This is a genomic window from Streptomyces sp. HP-A2021, assembly GCF_022807935.1.
Classification (GTDB): Bacteria; Actinomycetota; Actinomycetes; order Streptomycetales; family Streptomycetaceae; genus Streptomyces; species Streptomyces afghaniensis.
Genome location: NZ_CP094344.1, coordinates 7,236,407 through 7,256,040, shown reverse-complemented (window position 1 = coordinate 7,256,040; position 19,634 = coordinate 7,236,407). Strand labels below are relative to the sequence as shown.

Below are 19,634 nucleotides of genomic sequence, written 5' to 3'. Positions count from 1 at the left end.
CGTGAGGGGCGTACCAGGTACCGGGTACGCCCCTCACGCGCCTCAAGCGCCGTCCGCGGGCTAGGCGGACACCCCCTGGGTCATCCCGCCAGGCAGGACGGACCGAGCAGCACCTTCAGGTCACCGAAGAGCGCCGGGTCCGGCTTCACCCGGTGCCGGTCCAGGCGCAGCACGGTCGTCTTGGTCGGTCCCTGGAGCCTGATCCGGACCTCGCTGTCGCCCTTGTGGTGGCTGAGGACCTCGCCGAGGCGGCTGACCAGCGGCGGAGTGACCCGGGTGGCCGGGATGGTCAGCACGACGGGCGCGTTGGTGCCCGCGTTCGACAGGTCGGGGACCTGCAGCTCCATCGCGACCAGCCGCGGTACGTCCTCGCGCTTGTCGAGGCGGCCCTTGACGAACACCACGGCGTCCTCGACGAGTTGGGTCGAGACGAGCTGGTACGTCGCCGGGAAGAACATGCACTCGATCGAGCCCGCGAGGTCCTCGACGGTGGCGATGGCCCAGGCGTTGCCCTGCTTGGTCATCTTGCGCTGGAGGCCGGAGATGATGCCGCCGATGGTGACGACCGCGCCGTCGGAGTGCTCACCGCCGGTCAGCTGGGAGATGCCCGCGTCGGCCTTGTCGGACAGGATGTGCTCCAGACCGAACAGCGGGTGGTCGGAGACGTACAGACCGAGCATCTCCCGCTCCTGGGCGAGCAGATAGGTCTTGTCCCACTCCTCGGTGGTGAACTCCACGTCGAGCCCGAAGCCCGGCTCGCTGCTCTCGGCCTCGCCCATGCCGCCGAAGAGGTCGAACTGCCCCTCGGCCTCCTTGCGCTTGACCGCGACCACGTTGTCGATCATCGGCTCGTACTGCGCAGTCAGGCCCTTGCGGGTGTGGCCCATGGCGTCGAAGGCGCCGGCCTTGATCAGGGACTCGGTGGTGCGCTTGTTGCAGACCACCGCCTCCACCTTGTCGAGGTAGTCCGGGAAGGAGACGTACTTCCCCTTGGCCTTGCGGCACCTGATGATCGACTCGACGACGTTCGTACCGACGTTGCGGACGGCGGAGAGGCCGAAGAGGATCACGTCGTCGCCCTGGGCCGCGAAGTTGGACATCGACTCGTTGACGTCCGGCGGGAGCACCTTGATGCCCATGCGGCGGCACTCGTTGAGGTAGACGGCCGACTTGTCCTTGTCGTCCTTCACGGACGTGAGGAGCGCGGCCATGTACTCGGCGGGGTGGTTCGCCTTGAGGTACGCCGTCCAGTACGAGACCAGCCCGTACGCGGCGGAGTGCGCCTTGTTGAACGCGTAGCCGGCGAAGGGCACCAGCACGTCCCAGAGCGCCTGGATGGCCTCGTCGCTGTAGCCCTTCTTGCGGGCGCCCTCCTTGAACAGCACGAAGTTCTTCGCCAGTTCCTCGGGCTTCTTCTTGCCCATCACGCGGCGGAGGATGTCGGCCTCGCCGAGCGAGTAGCCGGCGATGATCTGGGCGGCCTTCTGCACCTGCTCCTGGTAGACGATCAGGCCGTAGGTGACGTCCAGGACCTCCTTGAGCGGCTCCTCCAGCTCGGGGTGGATCGGCGTGATCTCCTGCTGCCCGTTCTTGCGCAGCGCGTAGTTCGTGTGGGAGTTCATGCCCATCGGGCCCGGCCGGTACAGGGCCGACACGGCGGAGATGTCTTCGAAGTTGTCCGGCTTCATCAGCCGGAGCAGGGAGCGCATGGGTCCGCCGTCGAACTGGAAGACGCCGAGGGTGTCGCCGCGCTGGAGCAGTTCGAAGGTCGTGGGGTCGTCGAGCGGGAGGCTCAGGAGATCGATGTCGATCCCCTTGTTGGACTTCACCATCTTGACGGCGTCGTCCATGATCGTCAGGTTGCGCAGGCCCAGGAAGTCCATCTTCAGCAGGCCGAGCGACTCACAGCTCGGGTAGTCCCACTGCGTGATGGTCACGCCGTCGGTGTGCCTGACCCAGACCGGGACGTGGTCGGTGATGGTCTCGCTGGACATGATCACGCCGGCGGCGTGCACACCCATCTGCCGGACCAGGCCCTCGACGCCCTTGGCGGTGTCGATGACCTTCTTCACGTCCGGCTCGTTCTCGTACATCGCCCGGATCTCGCCCGCCTCCGAGTAGCGGGGGTGCTCGGGGTTGGTGATGCCGTCGAGGTTGATGCCCTTGCCGAGGACGTCGGCGGGCATGGCCTTGGTGAGGCGGTCGCCCATCGCGTACGGGTAGCCCAGCACGCGCGCGGAGTCCTTGATCGCGTTCTTGGCCTTGATGGTGCCGTACGTGCCGATCATGGCGACCTTGTCGGCGCCGTACTTCTCCGTCACGTACCTGATCACCTCGACGCGCCGGCGCTCGTCGAAGTCGATGTCGACATCGGGCATGGAGATGCGCTCGGGGTTGAGGAACCGCTCGAAGATCAGGCCGTGCGGGATGGGGTCGAGGTCGGTGATGCCGAGGGCGTAGGCGACGATCGAGCCGGCCGCGGAGCCTCGGCCGGGGCCGACCGCGATGCCCTGCTTCTTGGCCCACATGATGAAGTCGGCGACCACGAGGAAGTAGCCCGGGAACCCCATCGAGATGATGGTGTCCATCTCGTACTCGACCTGCTTCATGCGGTCGTCCGGGATGCCGTCCGGGAAGCGGCGGTGCATGCCGCGCAGGGTCTCCTCGCGGAACCAGCTGACCTCCGTGTACCCCTCCGGGATGTCGAACTTGGGCATCAGGTCGCGCTTCTCGAACATGCCCGTGGTGTCGACCATCTCGGCGATCAGCCGGGTGTTGGCGCAGCCCTCCTGCCAGGCGTCCGAGGAGTCGATGGCGTACATCTCGTCCGTGGACTTCAGGTAGTAGCCGGTGCCGTCGAACCTGAAGCGGTCCGGGTCGGAGAGGTTCTTGCCGGTCTGGATGCACAGCAGCGCGTCGTGGGCGCTCGCCTCGTGCGAGTAGGTGTAGTGGGAGTCGTTGGTGACCAGCGGGGGGATGCCGAGCTTCTTGGCGATCTCCAGCAGGCCGTCGCGGACCCGGTGCTCGATCTCGATGCCGTGGTCCATCAGCTCCAGGAAGTAGCGGTCCTTGCCGAAGATGTCCTGGTAGTCGGCGGCGGCCTTGAGGGCCTCGTCGAAGTGGCCGAGGCGCAGCCGGGTCTGGACCTCGCCGGAGGGGCAGCCGGTGGAGGCGACGATCCCCTCGGACCACTGGGCGATGGTCTCCTTGTCCATCCGGGGCCACTTCTGGAGCCAGCCCTCGGCGTAGGCGTCCGAGGAGAGCCGGAAGAGGTTGTGCAGGCCGGTCTTGTTCACCGCCCACATCGTCTTGTGGGTGTAACCACCGGAACCGGAGACGTCGTCCCGCTTCTGGTGCGGCTGGCCCCACTGGATCTTGCGCTTGTTGCGGCGCGACTCGGGCGCGACATACGCCTCGATGCCGATGATCGGGGTGACCCCGGCCTTCTGCGCGGAGTGGAAGAAGTCGTACGCCCCGTGGAGGTTGCCGTGGTCGGACATGGCGATGTGCGTCATGCCCATCTCGTTGCACGCGTTGAACATGTCCTTCAGCCGCGCGGCACCGTCCAGCAGCGAGTACTGGGTGTGGACGTGCAGGTGCGTGAACGGCGGCTTTGACACGGCTGCGGCCTCCAGAGAAAACATGTGCGGAATGGGGCCCGACAGGCTGCGGACAGTCTGGGGGACAGCGTCGAAGTCTATGCCTCGACACTGACACTCGGAGGCCTGACCCGCGTACCTTCGTGCGGGGGTCGCGGGCACTCCCGCGGACCGCCGCACGTTAGCCGGAGGGCGGACCTGCCGCCCCGAGACGTATGCACCAGGAGGCACCCAGCGATGTCGTTCCCGCAGCTCGACGACGAGCACCGCGGTGAGGAGATCCTCGCCGTCTTCGACACCGCCTTCGGCGAGCTCCTGGCCGCCGACCCGGCCGCGTTCCGCGTGAAGTTCCGGAAGATGGCGGCCTCGGCCTTCGCGTTCTACCGGGGCACGGCGTGCCTCTTCTACCACGATCTCGATCAGGAGAACGCCGGGCGGGGTGGCGGGAAAGTACTCAGCGGGCCGTACCTGGACGAGCGCACGTCGCGCGTGTGGATCCACGGCGACCTGCACGCGGAGAACTTCGGCACGTACATGGACGCCAACGGCCGCCTGATCTTCAACGTCAACGACTTCGACGAGGCCTACGTCGGCCCGTTCACCTGGGACCTGAAGCGCTTCGCCGCCTCCATCGCCCTCATCGGGTACGCGAAGGCGCTCAGCGACGAGCAGATCTCCGAGCTGGTGGCGATCTACGCGGTCGCGTACCGCGAGCGGATCCACGCCCTGGCCACCGGCGCCAAGAGCGACGAGGTGCCGCCGTTCACGCTGGACACGGCGCAGGGCCCGCTGCTGGACGCGCTGCGCGACGCCCGGTCGCTGACCCGCTTCGGGCTGCTGGAGTCGATGACGGAGATCCGCGACTTCGAGCGCCGTTTTGCGTCCGGGGGCGGCTCCGTCGAGCTGGACGCGGCCACGCGTTACAAGGTCCTCGCCGCCTTCGACGGCTACCTGGAGACGCTCCCGGACAGCTCGCTGGCCCGCCCGGACTCCTACCGCGTGAAGGACGTCGTCGGCCGGCGCGGCATCGGCATCGGCTCGGCGGGGCTGCCGTCGTACAACATCCTGCTGGAGGGCCACAGCGACGCCCTGGAGAACGATGTGGTGATCTACATCAAGCAGGCCCAGACCCCGGCCGTCTCCCGGCACATCACGGACCCGGCGATCCGCGACTACTTCCAGCACGAGGGGCACCGCACGGTCATCTCCCAGCGCGCCCTCCAGGCGCACGCCGACCCGTGGCTGGGCTGGACGGAGCTGGACGGCGCGGGCCAGCTGGTCGCCGAGGTCTCGCCGTACGCGGTGGATCTCGACTGGGGCGACATCGACGACGCGGAGGAGATCGCCCAGGTGGTGGCCGACCTCGGCCGGGCCACGGCCACGATGCACTCGGCGGCGGACGACCAGTCCGGTGAGTCCCTGGTGCCGTTCTCCACGGAGCGGGCGATCGACGCGGCGATCGCGGCCGACGAGGAGGGCTTCGCGCCGCTGCTGACCGACTTCGCGCACGGCTACGGCGCACGCGCGCGTGCCGACCACCAGACCTTCGTGGACCTGTTCCGCAACGGCCGGATCCCGGGTCTGTAAGGTCTCCTTTCGCTATGGACATATCCGGGATCCAGCTCAGAGCCGTACGCGCGGCGCTGTTCACGGCAGTGGTCGTGACGCTCAGCACCGCGTCGCACGTGCTGCTGTCCCGGGTCCCGCTCCCGCTGGGCACGGTGGCCGCGGTCGCCGCCACCGTGTTCGTGATCGCTTACGCCCTGGCGGGCCGCGAGCGCTCCTTCGGGCGGATCGCGGCCCTGCTGATCCCGCTGGAGCTGGCCGCCGACACGGTGTTCACCACGGGGCAGCACGCCTGTTACGGCCGCTCGGGCGGCCCGGTCGCCGGCCCGCTGCGGTCGGTCGGCCTGGACGTGCTGTGCGGGGGCGGCGAGATCGGCACACCGCTGGCCCGGATGGCAGGGGCCACCGGCACCGACCGGCTCGCGGCCGCGGTCGCGCACGCCGACCCGGCCACCGCCTGGCTGCTGCTGTGCGCACACGTCGGCGTGGGACTGACCGCCGCCGTCTGGCTGCGCCGGGGTGAGCGGGCCCTGGCCCAGCTGCTGCGGGCCGTGGGGGCGACCACGTTCCGGCCGCTGCTGCTGGCGGTCTCCGCCGTGACGGTGACGCGGGCCCCGGCCGGGCGCCGGCTGCCGTCGCGGGCCGCCGACCGCACGCCCACCGCCCGCGAGCGGATCCTCGCCCACTGTCTGGGACGGCGTGGACCGCCGTGCTCGCCCGCCTTCGCGTGAGGCACCTTTCGAGCACCGGCAGTCCCCCTTACCCATTCCGCACACGACGTGTGCGCGTCCCCGACGGAGAACATCACCATGAGCAAGCGGAACACCCAGGCGGCGAAGACGGCGGCCCGTGAGCGGCTGCGCATCGAGCGCGAGCGCGAGGCCAAGCGGGCGAAGGCGAAGCGGCAGATCATCGTCGCCGCCTCCATCGTCGGCGTCCTCGCGATAGCCGGCGGCATCGGCTACGCGGTCGTCCAGGCCAACAAGCCCACCTACTGGGAGGCCCAGAAGGACGCCAAGGTCGTCGCCCCGGCCAACACCACGGGCGCCAAGGGCACCACGGTCGTCATCGGCAAGGACTCGGCCAAGAAGACCCTGAAGGTCTACGAGGACCCGCGCTGCCCCGTGTGCGCCCAGTTCGAGCAGACCGTCGGTCCGACCGTGAAGAAGGACATCGACGACGGCAAGTTCAAGATGCAGTTCATCGGCGCCACCTTCATCGACAACAAGGACAACGGCGAGGGCTCCAAGAACGCGCTGAGCGCCCTGGGCGCCGCGCTGAACGTCAGCCCCGAGGCGTTCCTCGACTACAAAGCCGCGCTGTACTCGGCGAAGTACCACCCGGAGGAGACGACCGACAAGTTCAAGGACGACAGCTACCTCATCAAGGTCGCGAACACCGTCCCGGACCTGAAGGGCAACAAGAAGTTCCAGGACGCGGTCGAGAAGGGCACCTACGACGCCTGGGCGATGGCCATGTCGAAGACCTTCGACGACAACAAGGACGGAGTCACGGGCACCCCGGGCTTCGTCATGGACGGCAAGCAGCTCACCGCCGACAACCAGGGCACGCCGCTGATGACAGTGGCCGACTTCAACAGGGTCGTGGGCGAGGCCCTCAAGAAGTGACGGCGGGTCCGGGACCGGCCACCACGTGAAGAGCGGGCGAACTTCGGGAGTTCGCCCGCTCTGGCGCGTACCGATCAGTAACCTGATCGTCCGTGACCAGTCGATACAGATCATCGAAGCCGTCAGAGGACCTCAACTCCCTCACTCCGCGCCGCCGTACGGTCGTCAAGGCCGCGGCGGCGACCGCTGTCCTGGCCGGACCGCTGGCAGCGACCCTGCCCGCGCGCGCCGTCGACCAGGCTCCCGCCTTCCTGCACGGCGTCGCCTCCGGGGACCCCCTGCCGGACGGCGTCCTGCTGTGGACCCGCGTGACCCCCGTCCCGGAGGCCATACCCGGCTCCGGACTCGGCCCGGACACCGAGGTGAGCTGGGTCGTCGCCAGGGACCGGGCGTTCACCACCGTCGTCGCCAAGGGCTCCACCACCGCGACGGCCGCGTCCGACCACACCGTGAAGGCCGACATCCGCGGCCTGGAACCGGGCACGGACTACTGGTTCCGTTTCTCCGCCGGCGGCACCGACTCCCCCGCCGCCCGCACCCGCACCGCGCCCGCGCACGACGCGGCCGTCACGGGCCTCCGCTTCGGCGTGGTCTCCTGCGCCAACTGGGAGGCCGGCTACTTCTCCCCGTACCGCCACCTCGCAACCCGCGGCGACCTGGACGCCTGGCTGCACCTCGGCGACTACATCTACGAGTACGGCACCGGCGAGTACGGCACCCGCGGCACGGTCGTCCGCCCGCACGCCCCGGCCCACGAGATCGTCACCCTCGCCGACTACCGCGTCCGGCACGCGCGCTACAAGACCGACCCGGACCTCCAGGCGCTGCACGCGGCGGCCCCGGTCGTGGCGATCTGGGACGACCACGAGTTCGCCAACGACGCCTGGTCGGGCGGCGCCGAGAACCACACCGAGGGCGCCGAGGGCACCTGGTCCGCCCGCCAGGCCGCCGCCAAGCAGGCCTACTTCGAGTGGATGCCGGTGCGCCCGGCGATCGCGGGCACCACCTATCGCCGGCTGCGCTTCGGCAAACTGGCCGACCTCTCGCTGCTGGACCTGCGCTCGTTCCGCTCGCAGCAGGTCAAGGTCGGCAACGGCGAGGTCGACGACCCGGACCGCACCCTCACCGGCCGTGCCCAGCTCGACTGGCTCAAGGCGGGCCTGAAGGCGTCCGACACCACCTGGCGGCTGGTCGGCAACTCGGTGATGGTCTCGCCGTTCGCCATCGGCTCGCTCTCCGCCGATCTGCTGAAGCCGCTGGCCAAGCTGCTGGGCCTGCCGCAGGAGGGCCTCGCCCTCAACACCGACCAGTGGGACGGCTACACCGACGACCGCCGCGAGCTCCTGGCGCACCTGCGGTCCAACGCCATCCGCAACACCGTCTTCCTCACCGGCGACATCCACATGGCGTGGGCCAACGACGTGCCGGTGGACGCCGGTACGTACCCGCTGTCCCCCTCCGCGGCCACGGAGTTCGTCGTCACCTCGGTCACCTCCGACAACCTCGACGACATGGTCAAGGTCCCTCAGGGCACCGTCTCCGCGGTCGCCGCACCCGTGATCCGCGCCGCCAACCGGCACGTCCACTGGGTCGACACCGACCGCCACGGCTTCGGCGTCCTGGACATCACGGCCGAGCGCGCGCAGATGGACTACTACGTCATCTCGGACCGCGCCGAGCGCGACGCGACCGCCACGTGGTCCCGCTCGTACCGCACGCGCAGCGGCACGCAGAAGATCGAGCGCGTCTACGACGCCGTGTGAGCCCCTGACAACCGTCGGCTACAGGCTGTCGAGGAAGCCGAGCGCCACCCGCCAGGTGGCCTCGGCGGCCTCCTCGTCGTAGTCCGGCAGGTCGGGGTCGGTGTAGAGGTGGCCCGCGCCCGCATACCGGTACACCTCGACGTCGGCGCCGGTGCGGCCCATCTGGAGGTACCAGGCGCTGAGCCAGTCGTCCGTCTCGAACGGGTCGGGCTCCGCCACGTGCAGCTGGACCGGCAGCTCGTCCGCCGTGACGCCCGGCGCGATGTCCGACGTGCCGTGCAGGAGCAGCAGACCGCGCGCCTTGTCGTCGCCGAGGGCGAGGGTCTGGGCGATGGAGGCACCGAGCGAGAACCCGGCGTACACCAGCCCGCGCTCCGAGTAGGGCGCGGCGGCCAGCACGGCCCGCTTCAGCAGCTCCTCCTTGCCGATCTTCTCCTTGTGCTCCATGCCCTCCTCGACCGTGTCGAACGTGCGTCCCTCGAAGAGGTCGGGCGTCCACACCTCGTGTCCGGCCGCGCGCAGCCGGTCGGCGGCCTGGAGCACCGCGGGCCGCAGCCCATGGGTCGAGTGAAAGAGCATGATGTTCATGAGCCCATGGTGCCAGCCGGGTGTGACAGCCCGGGATCACGGCACTACCCAGGACGCCGCCGAAGTCACATGTTCATGTACCCCGCGAGCCGGTTAGGTTCGGGGGCATGGAAAACCTGCTGCGACCGCTGATCGTGGTCGGTGGCTCGGTCGTGCTCACGCTGGTGATCGGCTGGGCCACCGACTTCCTGCTGCGCAAGGCCGACGAACGGCACCACGAGACCCCGCTGTGGGGGCTGCTCCGCCGCGGCCGCATCCCCTACCAGCTCGTGCTCCTCGCGGCCCTGCTGAGAGGGTCGTACGACGAGGCGCAACTGCTGCAGAGCCGCGACCAGGCCGTCGGCCAGACGCTGACGCTGGTGCTGATCGGGTCGACCGCCTGGCTGGTGATCCGTATCGCGGCGGCGATCGTCGAGACGTCGTACAGCCGCTACGCCAATGCCCGGGCCCATCGCGACCCGGCCAGGGTCCGCCGGGTGCGCACCCAGGTGACGCTGATCATGCGGGTGGTGTCGGCGATCGTCGGCGTGGTGGCCGCGGCGAGCATGCTGCTGACGTTCCCCGCGTTCCGCGCCGCGGGTGCCTCGCTGCTGGCCTCGGCCGGCATCCTCGGCATCGTCGCCGGTGTCGCCGCGCAGTCCACGCTGAGCAACATGTTCGCGGGGTTCCAGATCGCCTTCGGCGACATGGTCCGCATCGGAGACACCGTCGTCGTGGACGGCGAGTGGGGCACGGTCGAGGAGATCACGCTGACGTTCCTGACCGTGCGCACCTGGGACGAGCGGCGGATCACCATGCCCGTGTCGTACTTCACGTCCAAGCCGTTCGAGAACTGGTCGCGCGGCACGCCGCAGATGACCGGCACCGTCTTCTGGCACGTCGACCACACGGCCCCCGTGGACGCGATGCGCGAGAAGCTCCGCGACATCCTGCGCCAGTGCCCGGCCTGGGACGGCCGCGCCTACGACCTGTCCGTCACGGACACCACCCCGAACACCATGCAGGTGCGAGCCCTGGTGACCGCCAAGGACGCGGACGACATCTGGACGGTGCGGGTGTCGGTCCGCGAGCAGATGCTCCGCTGGCTGTCCGAAGAGCACCCCTACGCGCTGCCCCGGGTCAACACGGCGGACGCGGCCCAGCCCCCGTCCCGCAACGGCCACCGCCCGTCCCAGGACGGCGTCCCGCACCAGCAGCGCCGCTACCACGGCTCTACGAGGCCGGAGCGCTGACGCGAGGCGGGCAGCCAGGGGCGGGCCCGGGGACCCGAGTTCACCGCATGGACCGCACATCGAGATGCCGCAGCACCCGGTCCACCACCTCCGGGTCCGCCCCCGGCTCACTCCGCGCCGCCAGCACCTCGTGCCGCGCAGCGCTCAGCATCTCCTGCTGGATCCGCCGCACCCGCTTCAGCCGCCGCGCCCGCTCCCGATAGGCCTCCCGCCGCTCGTCCTCGGCCACCGCGGGACTGATCCGCACGGCGATGTCGAACGCCCGCCGCACCATCTGCTCGGACAGCTCCTCCGGAAGCTCCTCGACCTCCTCGATCTCCTGGAGCCTGCGCTTGGCCGCCTTGGACGCCCGGATCGCCAGCGCCTTCGCGAACTCCTTCTCGACGTCCGTGTCGGCCCGCACCCCCAGCCGCCGCACCAGCCACGGCAAGGTCAGCCCCTGCACCACCAGCGTCACCACGATCACCCCGAACGCGATGAAGATGATCTCGTCCCGGCTGGGGAACGGCGCCCCCGCGTCGGTCTCCAGCGGAATGGCCAGCACCAGCGCCACCGAGGCCACCCCGCGCATTCCCGACCACCACATGACCACGGTCTCGCGCCAGCTCACCGGGATGTCCTCGTCGTAGTCCCGCCGCGCGTGCAGCCGTTTCGTCAGCCAGGTCGCCGGCAGCAGCCACAACAGCCGGACGAACACGACCACGCAGACGACCACCGCCGCCCACCCGAGCAACTCGCCCCACCGGCCGGACGCCGTGTGGATGGCGTTGTGCAGCTCCAGCCCGACCAGCCCGAACGCGACGCCGGTGACGAGCGTGTCGACGATGTTCCAGAACGTGTGCCCGGCCAGCCGCGTCATGACGTCGTCGGCGTCGGACCCGTACTCCGCGAGGAACAGCGCGGTGGTGAGCACGGCGAGCACCCCGGACCCGTGCATCTCCTCGGCCAGGACGTACGAGGCGTACGGCACCAGCAGGGTCAGCCCGATCTGGAGGGTCGCGTCCCCGAGCAGTTCCATCAGCTTGTTCGCGCCCCAGCCCAGCGCGAGGCCCACGGCCACCGCCACCACGGCCGACAGCACGAGGTCGAGCCCGGCCTTCCAGGGCGAGAACGTCCCGCTGACGGCGGCGGCGATCGCCACGTGGTAAAGGACGATGGCCGTCACGTCGTTGAACAGCCCCTCGCCCTCCAGGATCGACACCAGTCGGCGCGGCAGCCCCAGTTGCCCGGCCACTGCCGTGGCCGCGACCGGGTCCGGCGGCGCGACCAGCGCGCCGAGCGCGAACGCGGCGGCCAGCGGCAGTCCCGGCACGATCGCGTTGGCCGCGGCGGCCACACAGGCCATGGTGACGAAGACCAGCGCCACGGCCAGCAGGAAGATCGGCCTCTTGTTCGCCGCGAACTGCCGCCAGGACGTGCGCCGCACCGCGGCGTACAGCAGCGGCGGCAACAGCAGCGGCAGGATCAGGTCCGGCGGGATCTCGACGTTCGGTACGAAGTCGAGCAGCGCGAGGACTATGCCCAGGAGCGTCATCAGCACCGGCGCGGGCACGCTGAACCGGTCCCCGACCGGGACGCTGATCACGGCCCCGAGCAGCAGCACGAACAGCAGGGCCAACTGATCCACGGTCAGCGCTCCGGAAGGTCAAACGTTCACACGACTGATCTCAAGCCTGCCACGCAACTCCCGGGACAAACCGTTTCGGCACCTTTCATGACGGGCTAAAGCGAACGCCGCATCCCCTGGTGCGGAATGCCCGCCTCCAAGTACTCCGGCCCGTACGGCTCGTAGCCGAGCCGCTCGTAGAAGCCCAGTGCGTGCGTCTGGGCGTGCAGGTCCACGGCCGCCAGACCACGCGCGCGTGCCGCGTCCTCGATGGCCCGCACCAGGGCAACGCCGACGCCGAGTCCGCGCGCGTGGGCGGCCACGGCGAGCCGGCCGAGGGAGCCCACGGACGCGTCGGCTCCGGTCTGTGCCACGGCCGCATCCCCGAGCAGCAGCCGCCCCGTCCCGAGCGGAACGCCGTCCTCCCGGACCGCCAGCACATGGACGGCCCCCGGGTCGTACGCGTCGTACTCGATGTCCTCCGGCACACCCTGCTCGCCGACGAACACCTCCTTGCGCACCGCGAAGCACGCCTCACGGTCGGCCGGGTTCTCGGCGACGCGCACCACGTACGACGGGACGCTCATGCGTAGGTCTCCTCCCGGACCTGGTCCAAGGCCTTCTGCAGGTCCTCCGGGTAGTCGCACGCGAACTCCGCCCACTGCCCGTCCCCGGGGTGCTCGAAGCCGAGCCGCACCGCGTGCAGCCACTGACGGGTCAGATGGAGCCGCTTGGCGAGCGTCGGGTCGGCGCCGTACGTCAGGTCGCCGACGCAGGGGTGCCGGTGGGCGGCCATGTGGACGCGGATCTGGTGGGTGCGGCCGGTCTCCAGCTTCACGTCGAGCAGGGACGCCGCGCGGAAGGCCTCGATCAGGTCGTAGTGCGTGACGGACGGCTTGCCCTCGGCGGTGACCGCCCACTTGTAGTCGTGCTGCGGGTGGCGGCCGATGGGCGCGTCGATGGTGCCGCTGGTCGGGTCGGGATGGCCCTGGACGAGCGTGTGGTACCGCTTGTCGACCGTGCGCTCCTTGAACTGGCGCTTCAGCGACGTGTACGCGTACTCCGACTTGGCGACCACCATCAGACCGGACGTGCCGACGTCGAGCCGGTGCACGATGCCCTGGCGCTCCGCGGCGCCGGAGGTCGAGATGCGGTACCCGGCGGCGGCCAGGCCCCCGATGACGGTCGGGCCGGTCCAGCCCGGCGACGGGTGCGCGGCCACGCCCACCGGCTTGACGATCACGACCACGTCATCGTCGTCGTGCACGATCTCCATGCCCTCGACCGGTTCGGCCACCACCTGCACCGGCGCGGGCGCCTGCGGCATCTCGACCTCCAGCCAGGCGCCGCCGTGCACGCGCTCCGACTTGCCGACCACCGATCCGTCGACCGTGACCTTCCCCGCGGCGGCGAGCTCGGCCGCCTTGGTCCGGGAGAAGCCGAACATGCGGGAGATGGCGGCGTCGACGCGCTCGCCCTCCAGGCCGTCGGGCACGGGCAGGGTACGGATCTCGGGAATCGTGCTCACCCGTCGAGTATGCCGGACGGGTCCGACAGCCCCGTACCGCGCCTGTGGACAACCCCTCGCGGGCTCAGTCCTTGTGGACGGTCCCGTCGGGGTCGAGCCCCTTGAACGACAGCAGCACGATCAGGATGCCGCCGCACACGATCGCCGAGTCGGCCAGGTTGAAGACGGCGAAGTGCTTGGGCGCGATGAAGTCCACGACCGCGCCCTCGAAGACGCCCGGCGCCCGGAAGATCCGGTCGGTGAGGTTGCCCAGCGCACCGCCCAGCAGCAGCCCGAGCGCGATCGCCCAGGGCAGGCTGTAGAGCTTGCGGGCGAGCCGGGCGATGACCACGATCACCGCAGTCGCGATCATGGTGAAGATGACCGTGAAGGCCTCGCCGAAGCCGAAGGCCGCGCCCGCGTTGCGGATCGCCTCGAACTTCAGCCAGTCCCCGATGATCTCGATGGGCGGGTGGTGCTCCAGCTTGGCCACCACGATCATCTTGCTGATCAGGTCGAGGGCGTACGCGAACGTGGCGACCGCGAACAGGACCGCGATCCGGCGCTTGCCCCGGGGCCGCCCGGCCGCCGCCGGCTCATCCGCGCCGGACGCCCCGGCGGCCGCCGCCTCGTCGGGGCGCTCCCGCCCGTTGCCGGTCGCGTCCGGTGTGTCCGGCGTACCGATGATGCGCTCCGCCTCTGCCACGTGAGTCCCTCAACCTAGGTGCCTGACTGAGGACGAGGGTACGGCACACCCCGGGCGTCCCACGTGCTCAGGAGGCATTCGGCCGCCGGTCAGTACCGGCGCTCCTGCTTCTGCTTGCACTCCACGCACAGGGTCGCCCGCGGGAAGGCCTGCATGCGGGCCTTGCCGATGGGATTGCCGCAGTTCTCGCACAGGCCGTAGGTGCCCGCGTGCAGGCGTTCCAGGGCGCGCTCGGTCTGGACGAGCATCTCGCGCGCGTTGGCGGCCAGCGCCAGCTCGTGCTCGCGGGTGATGTTCTTGGTGCCGGTGTCCGCCTGGTCGTCGCCCGCGCCGTCCCCGGAGTCCCGCATCAGACCGACGAGCGACCGCTCCGACGACGTGATCTCCTCACGCAGCCGGATCTCCTCGGACGTCAGCTCGGCACGCGCCTCCTCGACCTCCGCCTCCGTCCAGGGGTCCTCGCCCGGGCGAACCGCGAGCTCACCGGGCTCCGCCGCTGCCGCCCGTGCCTTCGGAACAGCGGTCTTGGCCGCCGTCGCCGTGCCAGGAGTCTTCTTCGCACCCACGGTCGTCGCTCCCGTCTGCTGCGCGGCCTCGGCCGCACCCGCCTTCTTGGCCGTGCTGCTCCCGGCCGTGTCCTGTGTGACCGCGCCGGTCCGGGCAGCGCCCTTCCCGACAGCGCCCTTCGTGGTGGTGCTCTCGCCTCCGGCGCGAACGCCCTCGGCCTCGACGCGCTTCTTCGCGGCGCCGCCTTTCTTGGCGACGCCGGCCTTCTTCGCGGCGCCGGCCTTGGCGGCCTTCGCCCGCTTGACAGCGGCCTTCTTCGCCGCCGCCTCCTTGGCCACGGCCTTCTTCGCCACCGCCTCGTCGGCCGCCGCCTCCTTGGCCGGGGCCTTCTTGGCCGGGGCCTTCTTGGCCGGGGCCTTGGCAGCCGCTTTCCTGGCCGGGGCCTTCCCGGCCGCGGCCTTGGCTGCCGTTTCCTTGGTCACCGTCTTCTTGGCCACCGTCTCCTTGGCCACCGTCTTCTTGGCCACCGTCTTCTTGGCGACAGTTTCAGCCACCGTCTTCTTGGCAGCCGTCCCCTTGGCCGAGGCTCTCCCCACCGCAGCCGTGCCTGCCGCCGTCCTGCCTGCCGTCTTCCTGGCCGCCGCCTTGGCGGCCGCATGCTTCGCCGGGGCCCTCTCAACCGTCGCCTTCTCAGCCGGAGGCTCCGTCGCCGCCTTCTTGGTCACAGCCTTCCCGGCCTTGGCCAGCGCTTCCTCGGCCACGGCCCTCTTGGCCGTCACCTTCCTGACAGCCGCCTTCGTCTTCTTGACAGCCGCTTTCGTCCCCTCGGTCGCCTTCCCGGCCGCCCCCTTCGCCGCCCGCCCCGCCGAGCCCCCCTGCGTGGTCTTCTTCCCGCCCACGTCCTTGGCCGCACCGCCGGAGGCCTCCGCGGACCTGCCGGACGCCGGCTGCTGTACGGCGGTCTTCTTCGCCACCATGGCCGCGGCCCCTTCACATATTGTGATCTTGTGCGCGAATCGTGCTGGGACGATAAATCGACTTGAGTCCCGCGGCAACGGGGCACACCGCCCGATTCGCCCACCTCGCGCACGCCGCGCGGCGAACCTGCATCCGTTGTGCCCAGCTCCCCGCCCGGTAATCCGCCGAGCCGGACGTCCCAGGATCCGAACACCCATACCACTCCATTCAGGTCATCAAACCCATACGCCACCCATTGCGACGTCCCTTACGGCCCTCTGTCCCCGACCGCCCCGAAAAAGCGGTCGGCCGCTGTCCGCGCGGCGCCGTACACTGGGCGGAGCGAAAAGCGTGGATGGGGACGAGTAGCGGCGTACGCAGCCCAGAGCGACCCGGGGACGGTGGAAGCCCGGGGGCGAGCGCGACGTGAAGATCACCCCGGAGCCGCCGGAAGAAAACCGCCGCCGAGCGCGGCGGCCAGTAGAACCGGCATCGCGACCCCAATGAGGGGGCCCACCGACGCACACCCCGCGCCGGAGGGCCAAGGAGGGTGGTACCGCGGGAGCGCGCCGAAGGCGGCGCAGGCAGACGTAGCTCTCGTCCCTCCGGACGGAAGGCAGCAAGTCCGCCGGAGGAAGCCCGCTGATGACATCGCCGACGTACCGCCAGGTGCCCGCCCAGGTCGACCTGCCCGCCCTCGAGCACGCCGTGCTCGACTTCTGGCGTGAGCAGAAGATCTTCGCCAAGAGCCTGGAGCAGTCCGAGGGCCGCCCCGAGTGGGTGTTCTACGAGGGCCCGCCCACCGCCAACGGCATGCCCGGTGCCCACCACATCGAGGCCCGCGTCTTCAAGGACGTCTTCCCCCGCTTCCGCACCATGCGCGGCTACCACGTGGCCCGCAAGGCCGGCTGGGACTGCCACGGCCTCCCGGTGGAGCTCGCGGTGGAGAAGGAGCTCGGCTTCTCCGGCAAGCAGGACATCGAGGCGTACGGCATCGCCGAGTTCAACGCGAAGTGCCGCGAGTCGGTGACCCGGCACACGGACGCCTTCGAAGAGCTCACGACCCGCATGGGCTACTGGACCGACCTCACCGAGCCCTACCGCACCATGGACCCCGAGTACATCGAGTCGGTCTGGTGGTCGCTCAAGGAGATCTTCAACAAGGGCCTGCTGGCCCAGGACCACCGCGTAGCCCCCTGGTGCCCCCGCTGCGGCACGGGCCTGTCGGACCACGAGCTGGCGCAGGGCTACGAGACGGTCGTCGACCCGTCGGTCTTCGTCCGCTTCCCGCTCACCTCCGGCCCGCTGGCCGGCGAGGCCGCGCTCCTGGTGTGGACGACCACGCCCTGGACGCTGGTCTCCAACACCGCGGTCGCCGCGCACCCCGAGGTCACCTACGTCGTCGCGACGAACGGCGAGGAGAAGCTGGTCGTCGCCGAGCCGCTCCTCGCCAAGGCCCTCGGCGAGGGCTGGGAGACCACCGGCCGGACCTTCACGGGCGCCGAGATGGAGCGCTGGACGTACCAGCGCCCGTTCGAGCTCGTCGAGTTCCCGGAGACCGAGGGCGGCACGCACTTCGTGGTGAACGCCGAGTACGTCACGACCGAGGACGGTACGGGTCTGGTCCACCAGTCCCCCGCCTTCGGTGAGGACGACCTCAAGGTCTGCCGCGCGTACGGCCTGCCGGTCGTGAACCCGGTCCGCCCGGACGGCACCTTCGAGGAGGACGTCGCCCTCGTCGGCGGCGTCTTCTTCAAGAAGGCGGACGAAAAGCTCACCGAGGATCTCCAGCAGCGCGGCCTGCTCTTCAAGCACATCCCGTACGAGCACAGCTACCCGCACTGCTGGCGCTGCCACACCGCGCTGCTCTACTACGCCCAGCCTTCCTGGTACATCCGCACCACGGAGGTCAAGGACCGCCTCCTCGCGGAGAACGAGAACACCAACTGGTTCCCGGACACGGTCAAGAACGGCCGGTACGGCGACTGGCTGAACAACAACATCGACTGGGCCCTGTCCCGCAACCGCTACTGGGGCACCCCGCTGCCGATCTGGCGCTGCGAGGACGACCACCTCACCTGCGTCGGCTCCCTCACCGAGCTGACCGAGCTGACCGGCACCGACCAGTCGGGCCTGGACCCGCACCGCCCGTTCATCGACGAGGTCACCTTCGCCTGCCCGCAGGACGGCTGCGGCAAGACGGCCACGCGCGTGCCCGAGGTCATCGACGCCTGGTACGACTCGGGTTCGATGCCGTTCGCACAGTGGGGCTACCCGTACAAGAACAAGGAGCTGTTCGAGGCCCGCTACCCGGCGCAGTTCATCTGCGAGGCCATCGACCAGACCCGCGGCTGGTTCTACACGCTGATGGCGGTCGGCACGCTCGTCTTCGACAAGTCGTCGTACGAGAACGTGGTCTGCCTCGGCCACATCCTCGCCGAGGACGGCCGCAAGATGTCCAAGCACCTGGGCAACACCCTGGAGCCGATCCCGCTCATGGACCGGCACGGCGCGGACGCGGTCCGCTGGTTCATGGCCGCCGGCGGCTCCCCCTGGGCGGCCCGGCGCGTGGGCCACGGCACGATCCAGGAGGTCGTCCGCAAGACGCTCCTCACGTACTGGAACACGGTCGCCTTCCAGGCCCTGTACGCCCGCACGTCGGGCTGGGCCCCGTCCGAGGCCGACCCGGCCCCGGCGGACCGCCCGGTCCTGGACCGCTGGCTGCTGTCCGAACTGCACGCGCTCACCGACCAGGTCACCCAGGCCCTCGACGCCTACGACACCCAGCGCGCCGGCAGGCTGCTGTCCGCGTTCGTCGACGACCTGTCGAACTGGTACGTGCGCCGCTCCCGCCGCCGCTTCTGGCAGGGCGACAAGGCCGCGCTGCGCACCCTGCACGAGGTCGTCGAGACGGTGACGCAGCTGATGGCCCCGCTGACCCCGTTCATCACCGAGCGGGTGTGGCAGGACCTGATCGTTCCGGTCACCCCGGGTGCACCGGAGTCGGTCCACCTGTCGTCCTGGCCCGAGGCGGATCTCACCGCCATCGACCCGGAGCTGTCGAAGCAGATGGTGCTGGTGCGCCGGCTCGTGGAGCTGGGCCGTGCCACGCGCGCGGAGTCGGGCGTCAAGACCCGTCAGCCGCTGTCCCGCGCCCTGATCGCGGCGACGGGCTTCGAGACCCTGGACTCCGAACTGCGCACGCAGATCACGGAGGAGCTGAACGTCGAGTCCCTGGCGACGCTGAGCGAGGTCGGCGGCTCCCTGGTGGACACCACGGCGAAGGCCAACTTCCGCGCCCTGGGCAAGCGGTTCGGCAAGCGGGTCCAGGACGTGGCCAAGGCCGTCGCCAACGCGGACGCTGCCGCCCTGTCCCTGGCCCTGCGCGAGGGTACGGCGTCGGTGGAGGTCGACGGCGAGACCATCACGCTGGCCCCCGACGAGGTCATCATCACGGAGACCCCGCGCGAGGGCTGGTCGGTGGCGTCCGACGCGGGCGCGACGGTCGCCCTGGACCTGGAGATCACGGAGGAGCTCCGCCGTGCGGGTCTGGCCCGTGACGCGATCCGCCTGATCCAGGAGGCCCGCAAGAACAGCGGCCTCGACGTGGCCGACCGCATCGCACTGCGCTGGACCGCCACGGACCCGGCGACGGTCGCGGCCCTCACCGACCACGCCGGCCTGATCGCCGATGAGGTCCTCGCGACGGACTTCGCCGGAGGTGATGCGGACGACAGCTACGGGAGCCCGTTCACGGACGAGGGACTGACGCTGACGTTCCGCCTGCGCAAGGCGTAACCCACAGGGGGTAAGCCACGGACCGAAGGCCCGGTCCCGCCAAAGATCTTGGCGGGACCGGGCCTTCGGCGTTGTGTGCGCACGAACGCGTGTGGCAAAGGGACGGCGCGCGCGACAAAGGGCGGGGCCCCGGGTGCAAACCCGGGGCCCCGCCCTGAACGCTGCCGACGTCTATGC

13 protein-coding genes are annotated in these 19,634 nt (G+C 70.1%); 6 read left to right on the top strand and 7 right to left on the bottom strand.

The window, feature by feature from the left end; translation table 11 throughout:
- Positions 1–80: 80 nt before the first annotated feature.
- On the bottom strand, positions 81–3,620 hold the full coding sequence (dnaE, locus tag MQE23_RS32740) for a DNA polymerase III subunit alpha (protein WP_037674333.1): 3,540 nt from the start codon (positions 3,618–3,620) through the stop codon (positions 81–83).
- Positions 3,621–3,836: 216 nt separating this feature from the next.
- Between dnaE and MQE23_RS32735 the strand changes: the two genes are divergently transcribed.
- The 4 genes from MQE23_RS32735 (at position 3,837) to MQE23_RS32720 (ending at position 8,556) form a co-directional block, all read left to right on the top strand.
- Positions 3,837–5,186 carry a DUF2252 domain-containing protein gene (locus MQE23_RS32735; protein ID WP_243380988.1) on the top strand — a complete coding sequence of 450 codons (1,350 nt, stop codon included), beginning with the start codon at positions 3,837–3,839 and terminating at the stop codon, positions 5,184–5,186.
- A gap of 14 nt (positions 5,187–5,200) precedes the next feature.
- The gene (locus MQE23_RS32730; protein WP_243380987.1) at positions 5,201–5,896 is read left to right on the top strand and encodes a hypothetical protein; all 696 of its coding nucleotides are present in this window, start codon (positions 5,201–5,203) and stop codon (positions 5,894–5,896) included.
- 78 nt (positions 5,897–5,974) lie between these two features.
- Positions 5,975–6,793: a DsbA family protein gene (locus tag MQE23_RS32725; RefSeq protein ID WP_020277568.1), complete on the top strand. Its 819-nt coding sequence runs from the start codon at positions 5,975–5,977 to the stop codon at positions 6,791–6,793.
- 92 nt (positions 6,794–6,885) lie between these two features.
- Positions 6,886–8,556: an alkaline phosphatase D family protein gene (locus MQE23_RS32720; RefSeq protein ID WP_243380986.1), complete on the top strand. Its 1,671-nt coding sequence runs from the start codon at positions 6,886–6,888 to the stop codon at positions 8,554–8,556.
- Between the two features lie 18 nt (positions 8,557–8,574).
- On the opposite strand, the gene MQE23_RS32715 is transcribed toward MQE23_RS32720, so the two are convergent.
- Entirely contained in the window at positions 8,575–9,144 is a 570-nt protein-coding gene (locus MQE23_RS32715; RefSeq protein ID WP_020277566.1) for a dienelactone hydrolase family protein, read from the bottom strand.
- Between the two features lie 107 nt (positions 9,145–9,251).
- On the opposite strand from MQE23_RS32715, the gene MQE23_RS32710 reads away from it, so the two are divergent.
- On the top strand, positions 9,252–10,376 hold the full coding sequence (locus MQE23_RS32710) for a mechanosensitive ion channel domain-containing protein (protein ID WP_243380985.1): 1,125 nt from the start codon (positions 9,252–9,254) through the stop codon (positions 10,374–10,376).
- A gap of 40 nt (positions 10,377–10,416) precedes the next feature.
- Here the strand turns inward: MQE23_RS32710 and MQE23_RS32705 are convergent, their stop codons facing one another.
- From MQE23_RS32705 to MQE23_RS32685, 5 genes are all read right to left on the bottom strand, one after another.
- The gene (locus MQE23_RS32705; protein ID WP_020277564.1) at positions 10,417–12,003 is read right to left on the bottom strand and encodes a Na+/H+ antiporter; all 1,587 of its coding nucleotides are present in this window, start codon (positions 12,001–12,003) and stop codon (positions 10,417–10,419) included.
- A gap of 95 nt (positions 12,004–12,098) precedes the next feature.
- On the bottom strand, positions 12,099–12,569 hold the full coding sequence (locus MQE23_RS32700; RefSeq protein WP_020277563.1) for a GNAT family N-acetyltransferase: 471 nt from the start codon (positions 12,567–12,569) through the stop codon (positions 12,099–12,101).
- Positions 12,566–13,510 carry an RluA family pseudouridine synthase gene (locus MQE23_RS32695; protein WP_020277562.1) on the bottom strand — a complete coding sequence of 315 codons (945 nt, stop codon included), beginning with the start codon at positions 13,508–13,510 and terminating at the stop codon, positions 12,566–12,568. The genes MQE23_RS32700 and MQE23_RS32695 overlap by 4 nt, the downstream gene beginning before the upstream one ends.
- 64 nt (positions 13,511–13,574) lie before the next feature.
- Positions 13,575–14,195 carry a signal peptidase II gene (gene lspA, locus MQE23_RS32690; protein ID WP_020277561.1) on the bottom strand — a complete coding sequence of 207 codons (621 nt, stop codon included), beginning with the start codon at positions 14,193–14,195 and terminating at the stop codon, positions 13,575–13,577.
- Positions 14,196–14,284: 89 nt separating this feature from the next.
- Positions 14,285–15,679, bottom strand: coding sequence for a TraR/DksA family transcriptional regulator (locus MQE23_RS32685; protein ID WP_243380984.1), 1,395 nt, complete (start codon positions 15,677–15,679; stop codon positions 14,285–14,287).
- 625 nt (positions 15,680–16,304) lie between these two features.
- On the opposite strand from MQE23_RS32685, the gene ileS reads away from it, so the two are divergent.
- Positions 16,305–19,457: an isoleucine--tRNA ligase gene (gene ileS / locus MQE23_RS32680; protein WP_020277558.1), complete on the top strand. Its 3,153-nt coding sequence runs from the start codon at positions 16,305–16,307 to the stop codon at positions 19,455–19,457.
- The last annotated feature ends 177 nt before the right edge of the window (positions 19,458–19,634 follow it).